Annotated in this window: 12 protein-coding genes; 5 read left to right on the top strand and 7 right to left on the bottom strand. The window is 74.4% G+C overall.

All coding sequences use genetic code 11. The features are described 5' to 3' along the window. Positions 1 to 36: 36 nt before the first annotated feature. Together IO24_RS0100985 and IO24_RS0100990 are read right to left on the bottom strand one after the other, a co-directional pair. Positions 37 to 1,248 (bottom strand): ROK family transcriptional regulator, encoded by a 1,212-nt coding sequence (locus IO24_RS0100985; protein WP_031130716.1) that lies wholly within the window; start codon positions 1,246 to 1,248, stop codon positions 37 to 39. Between the two features lie 248 nt (positions 1,249 to 1,496). Next, the gene (locus IO24_RS0100990; protein WP_031130718.1) at positions 1,497 to 2,603 is read right to left on the bottom strand and encodes a mechanosensitive ion channel family protein; all 1,107 of its coding nucleotides are present in this window, start codon (positions 2,601 to 2,603) and stop codon (positions 1,497 to 1,499) included. Positions 2,604 to 2,916: 313 nt separating this feature from the next. On the opposite strand from IO24_RS0100990, the gene IO24_RS0100995 reads away from it, so the two are divergent. After that, the gene (locus IO24_RS0100995) at positions 2,917 to 3,453 is read left to right on the top strand and encodes an HNH endonuclease (RefSeq protein ID WP_031130720.1); all 537 of its coding nucleotides are present in this window, start codon (positions 2,917 to 2,919) and stop codon (positions 3,451 to 3,453) included. 90 nt (positions 3,454 to 3,543) lie between these two features. On the opposite strand, the gene IO24_RS0101000 is transcribed toward IO24_RS0100995, so the two are convergent. The 4 genes from IO24_RS0101000 to IO24_RS0101015 form a co-directional block, all read right to left on the bottom strand. Further along, complete coding sequence (locus IO24_RS0101000; protein ID WP_031130723.1) at positions 3,544 to 4,899, bottom strand: FtsX-like permease family protein; 1,356 nt, start codon at positions 4,897 to 4,899, stop codon at positions 3,544 to 3,546. Then, the gene (locus tag IO24_RS0101005; protein ID WP_031130725.1) at positions 4,896 to 5,582 is read right to left on the bottom strand and encodes an ABC transporter ATP-binding protein; all 687 of its coding nucleotides are present in this window, start codon (positions 5,580 to 5,582) and stop codon (positions 4,896 to 4,898) included. The genes IO24_RS0101000 and IO24_RS0101005 overlap by 4 nt, the downstream gene beginning before the upstream one ends. Continuing rightward, positions 5,579 to 6,112 carry a PadR family transcriptional regulator gene (locus IO24_RS0101010; protein WP_031130727.1) on the bottom strand — a complete coding sequence of 178 codons (534 nt, stop codon included), beginning with the start codon at positions 6,110 to 6,112 and terminating at the stop codon, positions 5,579 to 5,581. The genes IO24_RS0101005 and IO24_RS0101010 overlap by 4 nt, the downstream gene beginning before the upstream one ends. A gap of 78 nt (positions 6,113 to 6,190) precedes the next feature. Further along, a complete protein-coding gene (locus IO24_RS0101015; protein WP_031130729.1) occupies positions 6,191 to 9,082 on the bottom strand; it encodes a glycoside hydrolase family 84 protein in 2,892 nt (963 codons plus the stop codon). 224 nt (positions 9,083 to 9,306) lie between these two features. Here IO24_RS0101015 and IO24_RS0101020 point away from each other — a divergent pair, with 224 nt between their 5' ends. The 3 genes from IO24_RS0101020 to IO24_RS0101030 all read left to right on the top strand — a co-directional run bounded on the left by IO24_RS0101020 (position 9,307) and on the right by IO24_RS0101030 (position 12,000). Continuing rightward, complete coding sequence (locus IO24_RS0101020) at positions 9,307 to 9,564, top strand: hypothetical protein (protein WP_031130731.1); 258 nt, start codon at positions 9,307 to 9,309, stop codon at positions 9,562 to 9,564. Next, complete coding sequence (malQ, locus tag IO24_RS0101025; RefSeq protein WP_031130733.1) at positions 9,565 to 11,649, top strand: 4-alpha-glucanotransferase; 2,085 nt, start codon at positions 9,565 to 9,567, stop codon at positions 11,647 to 11,649. It begins immediately after the preceding gene. Between the two features lie 63 nt (positions 11,650 to 11,712). Further along, on the top strand, positions 11,713 to 12,000 hold the full coding sequence (locus tag IO24_RS0101030) for a hypothetical protein (protein WP_031130734.1): 288 nt from the start codon (positions 11,713 to 11,715) through the stop codon (positions 11,998 to 12,000). A gap of 56 nt (positions 12,001 to 12,056) precedes the next feature. Here the strand turns inward: IO24_RS0101030 and IO24_RS0101035 are convergent, their stop codons facing one another. Next, positions 12,057 to 12,569 carry a MarR family winged helix-turn-helix transcriptional regulator gene (locus IO24_RS0101035; RefSeq protein ID WP_031130735.1) on the bottom strand — a complete coding sequence of 171 codons (513 nt, stop codon included), beginning with the start codon at positions 12,567 to 12,569 and terminating at the stop codon, positions 12,057 to 12,059. A 106-nt stretch (positions 12,570 to 12,675) separates the two neighbouring features. Between IO24_RS0101035 and IO24_RS0101040 the strand changes: the two genes are divergently transcribed. Further along, positions 12,676 to 13,617 carry an EamA family transporter gene (locus IO24_RS0101040; protein WP_031130737.1) on the top strand — a complete coding sequence of 314 codons (942 nt, stop codon included), beginning with the start codon at positions 12,676 to 12,678 and terminating at the stop codon, positions 13,615 to 13,617. Positions 13,618 to 13,635: the final 18 nt, after the last annotated feature.

Raw genomic sequence — 13,635 nt, forward strand, 5'->3', positions numbered from 1 at the left:
CGGGGGAAGAAGGGGAAGACCGGGGAGGGGGTGGGATCAGCGGGAGGTGTCGAAGACCTCGTCGCGTGTGGTGGCGAGCGCGCTCTCCAGCGCGCCGCGCAGCACGGGGTGTTCACGGACGTCGCCCACGACCAGGCGCGGGCGGGACGCGGCCAGTTCTTCCAGTTCGGCCTGGACGAGGGCGCGCAGCGGCTCGCCGCCCGAGGTGAGGGACGTGCCGCTCAGCACGACGAGCTCGGGGTCTAGGACCGAGACCAGGGAGGCCAGACCGGTGGCCAGCCGGGTCGCGTAGGTCTGGAGGAGGCGGCGGTGCGGTTCGTCGTCGGTCTCCGCGGCCCGGGCCACCAGGTGTGCGGCGGCCTCGGCGTGCGGGCCCGCGGGGATGTCCTCGATGCCGAGTTCGCGGGCCAGTCTCGGGACGGCCTGGGAACCGGCCAGCTCCTGGTAGCCGCCGCTGTTGGCCTTGGTGACCTGGCGGACCAGGGGTGTGCCCGGCACCGGCAGGAAGCCGACCTCGCCGGCGCCGCCGGTCCAGCCGCGGTGCAGCCGGCCGCCGAGCACCAGGGCGGCGCCCAGGCCCTCCTGGTTCCACAGCAGGACGAAGTCCGTGTGGCCCCGGGCCGCGCCGAGGCGCTGCTCGGCGAGCGCGACCAGATTGACGTCGTTCTCGTACTCGAACGGCATCGGCAGGGCGGCGGCGAGTTCGTCCAGCAGGGTGGGGGAGTGCCAGCCGGGGAGGTGGGAGGCGTAGCGCAGGCGGCCGGTGGTGGGGTCGAAGGCGCCGGGGGTGCCGATGACGAGGCGGTGGATGTCGTCCCGGGCGAGACCGGCCGCCTTCACCGCGCCGTCCAGGGCGTCGGCGACCTGCTGGACGACCGGGGTGCCGGTGCGCCTGCCGGGGGTGGGCAGCTCGTGGCGGCCGACCGTGCGGCCGGTGATGTCGGCGACCGCGGCGAGGATCCGGTGGGGGGTGACGTCGAGTCCGGCGGCGTACCCGGCCGTGGGATTGACCTCGTAGAGCTGGGCGCCCGGGCCGGGGCGGCCTTCGGTGGTGCCGGTGGCCAGGACGAGGCCCGCCGCCTCCAGACGGGCCAGGAGCTGGGAGGCGGTCGGCTTGGACAGGCCGGTGAGCTTGCCGATCCGGGTGCGCGACAGCTGTCCGTGCTCCAGCAGCAGGTCCAGGGCGGCCCGGTCGTTCATGGCGCGCAGGACGCGCGGGGTGCCCGGCGTGCCGGCGGTTCCTGCCATGCGTGTCCACACCTGCCCTTCGGCTGCTCAGCTTCTCAGTGACCGGGGAGGGAAGTCCATCGCCCACTGTTAGGAAAGTTTCCTATTGGTGGGAGGAAGGTAGGCCCGGCGTCGGGCGGTCGTCAATAGGGGACGGCACGTCGTCATCCGGACATGCGGGAGGGCAGGCGTGAGGACGTGTGTCAGGGCATGTGAAGGGGGCGGCACCCGGCAGGACCGGATGCCGCCCCCTTTCCGAGGTGTGACGGCTACTTCGTGGTGCTCGTCGGAGCGGGCGGCGCGAGCGGAGACGCCGCCGCCGACTGCGGGGACGTCGCGTTCGCGTACACCGACGGGGCGGCCATCCCCGCCGTCGGGTCGACGGGCTGCTCCCCGGCCGGAGTCGTGGCGCCGCCGACGATCCGGATGCCCGCCGCGTCGAACGCCCGCTTCACCCGCCAGCGCAGCTCCCGCTCCACGGTCAGGGACTTGCCCGGCATGGTCTTGGCCGAGAGCCGCACGACCATCGAGTCCAGCAGCACGCTGTCCAGGCCGAGGACCTCGATCGGGCCCCACAGCAGCTCGTTCCAGGGCTCCTCGGCGTTCATCTTCCCGGCGACCTCGTCGAGCGTGGCCTTGACCTTGTCCAGGTCCTCGCCGGCGTGGACGGTGACGTCGACGTTGGCCGTCGCCCAGCCCTGGGAGAGGTTGCCGATGCGTTTGACCTCGCCGTTGCGGACGTACCAGATCTCGCCGTCGTCGCCGCGCAGCTTGGTCACCCGCAGGCCCACCTCGATCACCTCGCCGGAGGCGACGCCCGCGTCGATGGTGTCGCCCACGCCGTACTGGTCCTCCAGGATCATGAAGACGCCCGAGAGGAAGTCGGTGACCAGGTTGCGGGCGCCGAAGCCGATCGCCACACCCGCGACACCGGCGGACGCCAGCAGCGGGGCCAGGTTGATGTTGAACGCGGAGAGGATCATCAGGGCCGCGGTGCCCATGATGAGGAAGCTCGCCACCGAGCGCAGCACCGAGCCGATCGCCTGCGAGCGCTGACGGCGGCGCTCGACATTGACCAGCAGGCCGCCCAGAGGGCTACCGTCCGAGCTCTGCGCGGTGCGGCTCATCCGGTCGATGAGCTTGGTGATCGCCCGCCGTACCGCGACCCTCAGCACCGCCGCTATCGTCAGGACCAGCAGGACCTGGAGGCCGATCGCGAGCCATGTCGACCAGTTCTGCTCGACCCAGCCGGCGGCGTTCGTCGCGCTCTCCTGGGCGTCCTGGAGCGAGGGCACTCTCGGGGTCTGTGTGCCCGAGGGGGTCGGCGACGGTGACGGCGACGGACCGGCGGCGAGCAGGACGGCGGACAGGGACACAGCAGGTACCTCCAGGTGCAGCGGTCTGCCCCGGCGCGGTGGTTCAGGGGGGTCAAGGTCACGGCTGGGTCACCGAAGGGGCAGAACCACCACACTAACGGGGCATTGTGTGTGCTCTTGCGGGATGTGTGAAGGAGAGACCGTGCTCACCTGGGCTTGAACAGGCCATGGTCCGGGGGATGAATCAGATGTGGTCGAAAACACTCCCAGCCCGTTACGGGGACATGGTGGCGCTTCCACCAGGCATGAGGGGAGACTGGCTACGAATCGTCCCGGCGCGAGCCACGCGCCGCCGGCGTCCAAGGAGGCATCCGTGCCGCATGTCCTGGTCCTCAACGCGTCGTACGAGCCGCTAGGCGTCGTACCGCTCCGCCGCGCGCTCGTCCTCGTCCTCGAGAACAAGGCCGTATGCCTCGAGGAGTCCGGCGCCTATCTGCACAGCGCGACCGTCACAGTCCCCGCACCCAGCGTGGTCCGGCTCAAGCGATTCGTCCGGGTTCCCTATCGGGGGCCCGTTCCACTGACCCGCCGGGCGCTGTTCGCCCGCGACGGGGGCCGGTGCATGTACTGCGGTGGCGTCGCAACCAGCGTCGACCACGTCGTCCCGCGCAGCCGCGGGGGCAAGCACGTCTGGGACAACGTGGTGGCGTCCTGCCGCCGCTGCAACCATGTGAAGGCCGACCGGCACCTCTTCGAGATCGGCTGGCGGCTGCGCCACAAACCCGCCCCGCCGTCCGGCCTGGCCTGGCGCATCATCGGGACCGGCCACAGGGATCCGCGCTGGCTGCCGTACTTGCAGCCGTACGGCGCGGAGGACGCCATGGCCCGGATCGACGGCATTTCCGCCTGACGACGATCCGGGCCTTCGTATTGCCGCGTGCGGCCGGCCGGCCGGGGGAAGTCCTGTTCCCCCGGGCCGGTCCGACAGGGGGGAGTGCCCCTACGCGTACCGCAGTTCCCCCGGACGGACCGATCGGCGCAGCAGGGGCAGCGAGGTGGCCGCGGCCAGCAGGCAGGCGGCGTAGACGGCGACGGGGACCAGAACGATCGCCCAGGGGACCGGGCGGCCGGCGAGCAGCGCGTACCAGGTGCCGATGGCCGTCCCGCCCAGGCCCGCGAGCAGTACCGCGGGGGCCAGCGGCAGCGCGGTCTCCAGCAGCAGGGCCCGGCCGAGCACCGCGGGCGGCACCCCCGCGGCGGCCTGCGCGGCCAGACCTCGGCGGCGGGTCGCCAGGGACTCGGCGGTGCCGACGGCGAGGCCGGACAGGGTGATCGCGAGGGCGACCGCGATGGCGGCGCCGGTGAGGTCGATGCCGGTGGTGTAGTAGTCCGGGTTCTCGGTGAGGTTGTCGCGGGAGTGCACCGCGTCCAGGAACACCTGCCGGATGCCCATGAAACCGGTCCCGACGATCGTCACCAGCAGCATCGCCGCGTGCGTACGGGCAGCAGCCCAAGGGTCGTCGCGCAGCCGCTCCGCCGCGATCAGGGTCGCGGCCGACCGGGCCCGGACGGCGAGGACCCGCCCGGTCGCCTTCGCGGCGGCCCCGGAGAACCACACCGCGCCCGCGCCGACCGCGAGAACCACGCCCACCACCGTCAGCGGCAACCCGCCGTCCGGCCGGTTGGAAGCGGCCTGGGACGTGGTGGTCACGGCGAGCAGCGCCACCACCCCCACCAGCAGCACCCCCGCCAGGAACAGCAGCCCGGGCCCCCGCCCGCCGCGCGGCCCGACCCGGCGGACCCAGCCGAGGGGCGAGGCCACCACCCGGCGCAGCGCCAGCGCGCCCGCCGCAGCGCCCAGCAGCGGTACGGCGACGGCGACCAGGACGATCCCCGCCCAGGTCAGAGGCGTGGGCCGGTCCCACAGACGCAGCAGGAGCAGCACGGAGATCAGGGTCGCGACGGCCGAGCCCAGCAGACAGGCCGGCCCGGTCTCCAGCGCGGCGATCCGCCGCACCTGCCAGGGCGTGGCACCGGCCAGCCGCAGCGCGGCCAGCCGCCGGTCGCGGTGCACCGCACCGATCCGGGCGCACTGGCCGAGGAACCCGAGCACCGGCACGAGCAGGAGCAGCAGGCTGACGATCACGCCGGACCGTGTGCCGGGCTCGTTCAGCAGCCCCGCGGCGACGGGCACCCGATGCCAGCCGCGCAGTGACGCCAGGGCGACGGCGGCCAGCGCGAACCCCGTCGCGAGCGCCGCCCCGGTCGCCGTGAGCGCCACCCGCCACCACTCGCCGCGGCCGGAACCCCGGGTGAGCTCCCAGGCGAGGCGCAGATCGGAGCGCAGGGCTTTCATGCCGTCACCCCCAGCGCCGCGACGGCACCGTCCCGCAGCTGGACCTCCCGGTCCGCGTACGCGGCCACCCGGGCGTCGTGCGTGATCAGCAGGACGGCCGTGCCCGACTCGCGGGCCGTGTGGACCAGGGACGTCATGACCTGCTCCCCGGCCAGGGAGTCCAGCGCCCCCGTCGGCTCGTCGGCGAAGACCACCCTCGGTCCGGTGACCAGGGCCCGGGCCAGCGCGGCCCGTTGCGTCTGGCCGCCGCTCAGCTCGCCCGGCCGCAGGCCCTCCTGCTCCCGCACCCCGAACCGCTCCAGCCACTCCACGGCCCGGGCCCGGGCACCGGCCCGGTCGGTGCCGGCCAGCAGCAGGGGCAGGGCGACGTTGTCCCGGACCGTCAGCTCGGGGATGAGCTGCCCGAACTGGAACACCACGCCGAACTCGGTGCGCCGCAGCTCGCTCAGCCGCTTCTCGGGCAGGTCCTCCAGCCGCCGGCCGTCGTACGTCACCGAGCCCGCGTCCGGGCGGACGATGCCGGCCAGGCAGTGCAGCAGCGTCGACTTCCCGCTGCCGCTCGCGCCGGTCACGGCGAGGATCTCGCCGGAGTGCAGCTCGACCGACGCGCCGCGCAGGGCGGGGGTCGGGCCGTGCGCTTTGGTGAGGCCGGCGGCCGTGAGAAGGGGCACGGGTCTGCTCATGCTGGGTCGACCTCCGCGGTCAGGGTGGTGAGCCGGGCCGCCGTGGTGCTCATCCAGCGGAGGTCGGCGTCGAGGTGGTTGAGGGCGTAGTCCGCCGAGAGCACGGTCGCGAGGTCCGCGCCCCGGGCGGCCTTGACCGCCGTGAGCTCCCGCATCCGCTCCATGTGCGCGGCGCGCTGGGCGCTCAGGTACCCGGCCGGGTCGCCGCCCGAGAGGATCGCGACCACGACCTTGGCGAAGATCTCGTTCGCCACGAAGGGCGCGGGCGGCGCGATCTCCCCGGCCCAGCGGGCCAGTTCGTGCGTCCCCTCGCCCGTCGCCCGGTACGTCGTGCGCTCCGGGCCGCCGTCCGAGTCGGTGCCGTCGATCTCGGCGAGGCCGTCCCGCACGAGGCGCTGGAGGGTCGTGTAGACCTGCCCGTAGGCCAGCGGGCGGGCCTGCGGGAAGCGTTCGTCATGGCGTCGCTTGAGGTCGTAGCCATGGCTCGGACCTGTCGCGAGCAGGCCCAGCAGGATGTGGCGGGTGCTCATGGCGATCATTATGTACTGAGTACATGTACTGAGTGAATAGTGAACGGCGACCGAGTCCGTCTCCGCGCTTCGAAGGGCTCACTCCGAGACGGCGTACGCCTCCGCCGACCACAGCGAATACCCGTACGGCGTCGCCCGCTCGTCGCCCTGCACGCGCACGAAGCGCACGTCCCGCTCGTCGATGCGGACGTTCTCCCGGCCGCCCCGGCTGTCCCGGACCGTGGCGGCGGTACGCCAGCGGTGGCCGTCCGGGGAGACCTGGACGCGGTACGACGCGGGGTGGGCGTCCTGCCAGTGCAGCGCGACCCGGCCGAGCCGCGCCGGGCGGGCCAGCTCGACCTGCCACCAGGCGCCCTCGTCGACCGGGGACGACCAGCGGGTCTCCGGGTCGCCGTCGTTCGCCGCCGACGCGGGGAAGTCAGGCGTCTCGTCGCCCGAGGAGCGGGCGGTGCCGGCGCGGGCCAGGTCGGGGCCGCCGGTGGGCGGGACGGCGCGGACGGTGAGCGTGCGGTCCGCTCCCGCGAACCCCAGCCGGACGTCGTACGGCCGCATCGGGGTGCGGCGCTCCACGGTCACCTCGACCGGGACCTCCACCGTCGTGCCGCGCCGCACGGTCAGCTCGCCCTTCGGCACCCGGACCCGGACCCCCTCGGGCGCCTCGGCGGTGAGCCTGCCGCGGGCGTCGGCGGGGCGCAGCGACCCGAGCCGGGCGGTCAGCCGCTCCGTCCGGCCGGTCTCGAGGTCCGCCCGGTCGCGGGGCAGGCCGAGGGAGGTGGCGGGGGAGTCCGTGAACCAGGGGATGAGGTGGTGGACGCGGGAGGGTGCGGGGCCGGTGATCCGCAGGGCGTCTGCGCGCGCCGAGAGCCGCACCTCGGTCGCCCCGGACCCGTCCAGCCGGCCCGCCTCCCGCCAGCCCTGCCCCGGCACGTGCAGCTCGACGCCGCCCTCGGTGCCCGGCTCGGTCAGGGCCGTCACGGCGGTCAGCGCCCGGGGCTGCGGGAAGCGCAGGGTGCGGCCGTCGCCCGGATTGCGGGGCGGCTCGTGATGGATGCCCGACCAGGCCGCGTACGACTTCTGCGCCCGCTGCAGGAAGGGGTCCAGCACGTCCCTGCCGACCTCGACCGGCGCCGACTCCAGCCGGGCCCGCAGCGTGCCGAGCCTGCGGTACGCCGTCCAGGCCGCCGCCGCGTCCCCGGCGCGCTGCGCGTCCAGCATGCCGAGCGCGGCCGTGCCCGCCTCGCCGTAGGACGCCAGCTGCTCCGCCCAGGGGGCGACCTCGGAGCCGAGGCCGGTTCCGGACAGCCGCCGGGGCAGCTCGCGCAGCACGGTGAAGGCCTCCCGCAGCCGACGCGCGGCGTCGCCGCCGGTGCCCTGGCCGCCCGCCGTGCGGGACCGCCAGTACGCCTCGGTCAGCGGGCGCAGATACGCCGACTCCGAGTCGTCCAGGACCGACGACGCGTCGTTGCCGGCGAGCGCGGCCAGGGCCTGCTCGCGGCGCCGGTCCCCGCCCGCAAGGTCGGCGATCGCGGCGCGCCAGGACTCACCGGAGCGGTAGGCGCGCGGGTTCCAGGCGTAGTCGGCGGCGGTGAACAGCGGGATGCGGGACGCCTCCGGCTGCTGCATCGCGTTGGCGAGCAGGGCGGCCGAGCCGGTCGCGACGGCCGGCTCCCGGCCCCGGTACGGGCCGAGGAAAATACGGCCGGGGTCGTAGTCGTTGACCGGGTAGTTGTCCATCGTGACCAGCGGGTGCCCGAACGCCTCGCGGGCGTCGGCCAGTTCGCCGCCCGTGATGGTGCGGGGCACCACCCCGACGCCCGTCCAGGCGACCTCCACGCCCGCGGCCAGCTCGCTCGCCAGCGCCCGCCGGTAGTCGGTCGTGCCGTCCTCGTAGTACTCGGTCGGCATCAGGGACAGACCGGCGGCGCCCGGGTGCCGTGCCGCCAGGTGCCGGGCCACCGCGTTCGCCACCCGGGCCTGCGCCCGCGCCGCCGCCTCGGGGCCGGAGCCGAACCGGTCGGCGTCCGCCCCGCAGTGCCACTCGCTGTAACTGACGTCCTGGAACTGGAGCTGGAAGGCCCGGAAGCCCAGCGCCCACATCGCGTCCAGCTTGCGCGTCAGCGCCCGCACATCGGCGTCGGAGGCGAAGCACATGGCCTGGCCCGGGGCCACCGCCCAGCCGAGTGAGACGTGGTTGCGGCGTGCCCGCTCGGCCAGCTCCCGGAACCGGGTCCGCTGCTGCGCCGGGTAGGGCTCACGCCAGCGGGCCTGCCGGTAGAGGTCGTCCCCGGGGGCGTACAGGTAGCGGTTCTGCTTGGTGCGCCCCAGGAAGTCCAGCTGCGCCAGCCGCTGCCGGTGCGTCCAGGCGGTGCCGTAGAAGCCCTCGGTGATGCCGCGTACGGCGGTGCCGGGCCAGTCGCGGACGACGGCCGCGGCGATCGTGCGGCCGGGCCGCAGGAGCTGCCGCAGCGTCTGCACGGCGTGGAAGAGGCCGTCCTCGCCGGTGCCGGTGAGGAAGACGCCGTCCCGGCCCACGGACAGCTCGTATCCTCCGGCGGGCAGGGCATGGCGGTCGCCCCGGCGGACCGGCTCCGTCCGGGCCCGCACGACCAGGGCTCCCGGTCCGGCCGTGTCCGTGAACCGGCGGGCCCCGGCTTGCCGCAGCAGGTCGCGCAGGGCACCGACCGCATGGGGGTCCACCCTGCTCGAGCGAAGCCGAGAGCTTGGGGGAGGGTCCGCCGGGGCGTCGGTGATCAGCGCGACCTCGTCCGGCACCGCGACCGGGGCGCCGTTCGCGCGCAGGGACTGCGGCCGCGGCCAGACGGAGAGGCCCGGTCCGGCGGTGTCGGGGGCCGGTGTCGTGGTCGTGCCCGGGGCCGGCGGAGCGGCCATCGCGACGGGCGGGGCAATGAGACTCCCGGCGACGACGGCGACCGCCAGGGCCGCGGCCCGCTTCCCACGCCGCAGTCCCACAGGCCCCCTCCAGATGCGTTCGACCGGCGGAACGAGCCCACCACCCGTCCGGTGAAGGTGTCAACGAGAGTGGCCATTGTGGGTGAAATGCCGGAATCTTGACTGTGTGGAGGCGAGTGGAATGTGAGCAGAAGCACGATGTTCGGCCTGGGGCGTCTGCCTTCGCGTCGACTGGGTAGGGCTGCGATGACCCTTTGAAAGCCGTACTCGACGAGGAGGCCCCCGTGGCTGCGATGACTTTCCTCCCGCTCCCGGCCCCGTCCAAACCCGTGGCGGACCCGTCCGCCGACCTCGACGACCCCCACCATGCCGACCCGCGCTACTGCGTCTTCAGCTCCGAGAGCACCCACACCGAACTGCCGCTGACCAGCGAGCCCCCGCTGCCCGACGCCGAGCCCCTCACCAGTGAGCCGCCGCTCGCCGAAGCCGCCCCCCTGACCAGCGAGCCCCCGGCCTTCGTCCCGGACCTCACGAGGATGTAGATGACCGCACCCCGGCCGGCCGACCCGCCTTCCGAGGACCTGTCCCGCCTCGCCGCCCTGCACGGTGTCGCCACGTCCTACAGTCCGTCCCCGGACCGCACGGTCGCGGCCTCGGGCACCGCGCTCACCCTGACCCTGGCCGCCCTCGGCGTGGACGCGAGCACGCCAGGCGCCGTCCGCGCCGCGCTCGCGGCCCGGGAGCGGGAGCGAGGCGAACGGCTGCTGCCGCCGACCGTGGTCGGCTGGAGCGGCAGCCCCCCGGCCGCCCTGGCCGCGCTCCCCGAGGGAACCCGGCTGCGGATCGACACCGAGCAGGGCGAGAGCCGGGCCTCGGCGGACGGCCTCCCACCCGGCGTCCACCGGCTGACCGCCGCCATCCCCGACGGCCGCACCGCCACCGCCCACCTGATCGTCGCTCCACCCCGCCTGCCCACCCCCACCGGACGCTCCCGCGGACTCCTTGTCCAGCTCTACTCCCTGCTGTCCCGCCGCTCCTGGGGCATGGGCGACCTCGGTGACCTCGCCGAGCTGGCCGGCTGGGCCGGGCGGTCGCTCGGCGCCGGGTTCGTCCAGGTCAACCCGCTGCACGCGGCCGTGCCCGGAGCTCCCACCGACCCCTCCCCGTACCGCCCCTCCTCGCGCCGCTTCCCCGACCCCGTGCACCTGCGCATCGAGGACGTCCCCGAGGCCGCCTACGTCAAGGACCCCGAACGCCTGCGCGCCCTGCGGGAGAGGTCCGGCCGGCTGCGTGAAGCGGTGCTGCACCAGGGTGCGTTGATCGACCGGGACGCCGTGTGGGAGCTCAAGCGGGAGGCGCTGGAGCTGCTCGGCGAGGTCCCCCTCGGCCCCGGCCGGCGCGCCGCCTACTGCGACTTCCTCGCCGAGCAGGGGCAGGCTCTGGAGGACCACGCCACCTGGTGCGCGCTCGCCGAGGTGCACGGCTCGGACTGGCACCGCTGGCCGACCGGCCTGCGCGACCCGCGTTCGGCCGAGACCGTCCAGGCCCGCAACGGCCTCATGGACCGGATCGACTTCTGGTCCCGGCTCGCCTGGCTCACCGACACCCAGCTGACCGCCGCCCAACGCGCCGGGCGCGAGGCCGGGATGCCCGTCGGGATCGTGCACGACCTCGCGGTCGGCGTCCACCCCGGCGGCGCCGACGCCTGGGCGCAGCAGGAGTACTTCGCCGCCGGCATGTCGGTGGGCGCCCCACCGGACGCCTTCAACGCCCGCGGGCAGGACTGGGGCCTGCCGCCCTGGCGCCCCGACCGCCTGGCCGAGTCCGGCTACGCCCCGTTCCGCGAGCTGCTGCGCGCCCTGTTCCGCTACGCCGGCGCCCTGCGCATCGACCACGTCATGGGCCTGTTCCGCCTCTGGTGGGTCCCGCAGGGCCACCCGCCCACCGAGGGCACCTACGTCCGCTACGACGCCGAGGCCATGCTCGCCGTCCTCGTCCTGGAGGCCTCCCGGGCCGGGGCGCTCGTGATCGGCGAGGACCTCGGCACCGTCGAGCCCGGCGTCCGTGAGGCGCTGCGCGAGCGCGGGGTGCTCGGCACGTCGGTGCTGTGGTTCGAACGGGACTGGGAGGGCGACGGCCGCCCCCTGCCCCCCGACCGCTGGCGCGCCGACTGCCTGGCCACCGCCACCACCCACGACCTGCCCTCCACGGCCGCCCGCCTCACCTGCGAGCACGTCGAACTCCGCGACAGCCTGGGCCTGCTGACCCGCCCGCTGGAGGAGGAGCGCGCCGAGGCCGCCGCGGACGCGGGGGAGTGGCTGTCCCTGCTCTCCCGGCTCGGCCTGCTGCACGGCACGGGCGGCGGCAGCGACACGTCGTCGGAGGAGGCCGAGATCCAGGCCGTCCACCGCTTCCTGATGCGCACCCCGGCCCGCATGGTCGGCGTCTGGCTCCCGGACGGCGTCGGCGACCGGCGCCCGCAGAACCTCCCGGGGACCTGGGACCAGTACCCGAACTGGCGCCTGCCGATCGCGGACGCGCAGGGGCGGCCGGTGACGCTGGAGGATCTGGCGGCCTCACCGCGGCTGCACGCGCTGATGGAGGTGCTCGGGGACGGCGGCGCTTGAGGCGGAGGGCTCTTACGGCACCCCGGGCGCGCGTGCCCGGTCGGCGTTGGATACTTTGACACCGTGGACAAGAAGAACGCCCTGCGCGCCGGCGCCCTGGCAGCCGGTACGACGCTGATGATGCTGCTCATGTCGTCCCCCGCGAGCGCGCTCACCCGCGACGACGGTGACGACCCCGGCCCGGGCCTGAGCGTCATCGAGACGCTGGGCCTCTTCGTCGCGGCCCCGATCGTGCTGTACCTGGTCATCCACGGTCTGGTGATGATCGGCGACAAGTCGCACAAGAAGAAGGACCCGACCAGCTCCAACATCACCACCAAGGCCGACGCGAAGAGCGAAGTCAAGGCCTGATCAGCGTTCCTCACCGAGGGCGCCGCCGCGATGTCCGCGACGGCGCCCTCGGCGTGTCATGGCCTGTCCGTCCCCGCCAGTAGGTCCCGCAGCAGATCGGCCAGCTGCCCGGCCCGCCGTGGGTCCAGGGCGGACAGTGCCTCCGTCTGGACCGCCAGCCCCGCTGCGACCGCCTGGTCGACCAGCCCGAGGCCCGCGTCGGTGAGGGTGACGTGCAGCCCGCGCCGGTCGTGCGGGTCGGGGGAGCGGCGCAGCAGCCCCGCCCGCTCCAGCTTGTCCAGCCGTCCCGTCATGCCGCCGGTGGTGAGCATCAGCGTCGCGGAGAGCTGCCGGGGCGAGAGCGTGTAGGGCTCGCCGGAGCGGCGCAGGGTCGCCAGGACGTCGAACTCCCCGCGGGAGATGCCGAACCTCGCGTACGCCTGTCCCACCCGCTCGCCGATCGCGTGCGAGAGCCGGTTGATCCGGCCGAAGACCTCCATGGCGGCGGTGTCGAGGTCGGGCCGGACCGCCGCCCACTGGTCGATGATCGCGTCGACGGGGTCCTTGCGCTGCTCCGGGCGTTCGCTCATGCCGACGAGTATCGGCCGCCCTTCGGTCACCCGCAAGAAAGTAGCTTGACTGAAAGTTGCTTAGCGCTAAGCTACTTTCTACCGACCTACTTGAAGGGGCCCCGCCATGGCCACCTCCCGCGCCGCTCTCGTCACCCTCACCGCCCTCGCTCCCGTCTCCTGGGGCACGACCTACGCGGTCACCACCGAGTTCCTCCCGCCCGACCGCCCCCTGTTCACCGCCCTGGCGCGCGCTCTGCCCGCCGGCCTGCTGCTGCTCGCCCTCGCCCGGGTGCTGCCGCGCGGCGCCTGGTGGTGGAAGGCGGTGGTGCTCGGCGCGCTGAACATCGGTGCCTTCTTCCCGCTGCTGTTCCTCTCCGCGTACCGGCTGCCCGGCGGGCTCGCGGCGGTCGTGGGGTCGGCCGGGCCGCTGTTCGTGGCCGGCCTCTCGGTGCTGCTGCTCGGGCAGCGGCCGTCGGCGCGCACGCTGGTGGCCGGGGCCGTGGCCGCGTTCGGTGTCAGCCTCGTCGTGCTGCGGGCGGCCGGGGCGCTGGACACGATCGGCCTGCTGGCGGCCGTCGCCTCCACGGCGTCGATGTCGACCGGCACCGTGCTCACCCAGCGCTGGGGCCGCCCCGAGGGCGTCGGACCACTGGCCCTCACCGGCTGGCAGCTCACCGCGGGAGGCCTGCTCATCGCGCCGCTCGCCTTCCTGGTGGAAGGTGCGCCACCGGCACTGGACGGCCCCGCGGCCGGCGGTTACCTCTACCTCGCCGTCGCGAACACGGCGGTCGCGTACTGGCTGTGGTTCCGCGGCATCGGCCGTATGACCGCCACCCAGGTCACCTTCCTCGGCCCGCTCTCCCCGCTGACGGCGGCCGTCGTCGGATGGGCGGCGCTCGGGCAGGCACTGACGCCGGTGCAACTGGTCGGCATGGGCCTGGCGTTCGGCGCGACGGTGGCGGGGCAGTTCGTCACCCGGACGCGTACGCCACGAGCCCTCGGCCGCACCGGGAAGAACGCTCGCATCGAGGCGATGGACGTCCGGGACGGGGCGTTGCGACGGTAGAGGTGGATGTTCGGCCGC

This window comes from Streptomyces flavovariabilis, from assembly GCF_000725785.1.
GTDB lineage: Bacteria > Actinomycetota > Actinomycetes > Streptomycetales > Streptomycetaceae > Streptomyces > Streptomyces hawaiiensis.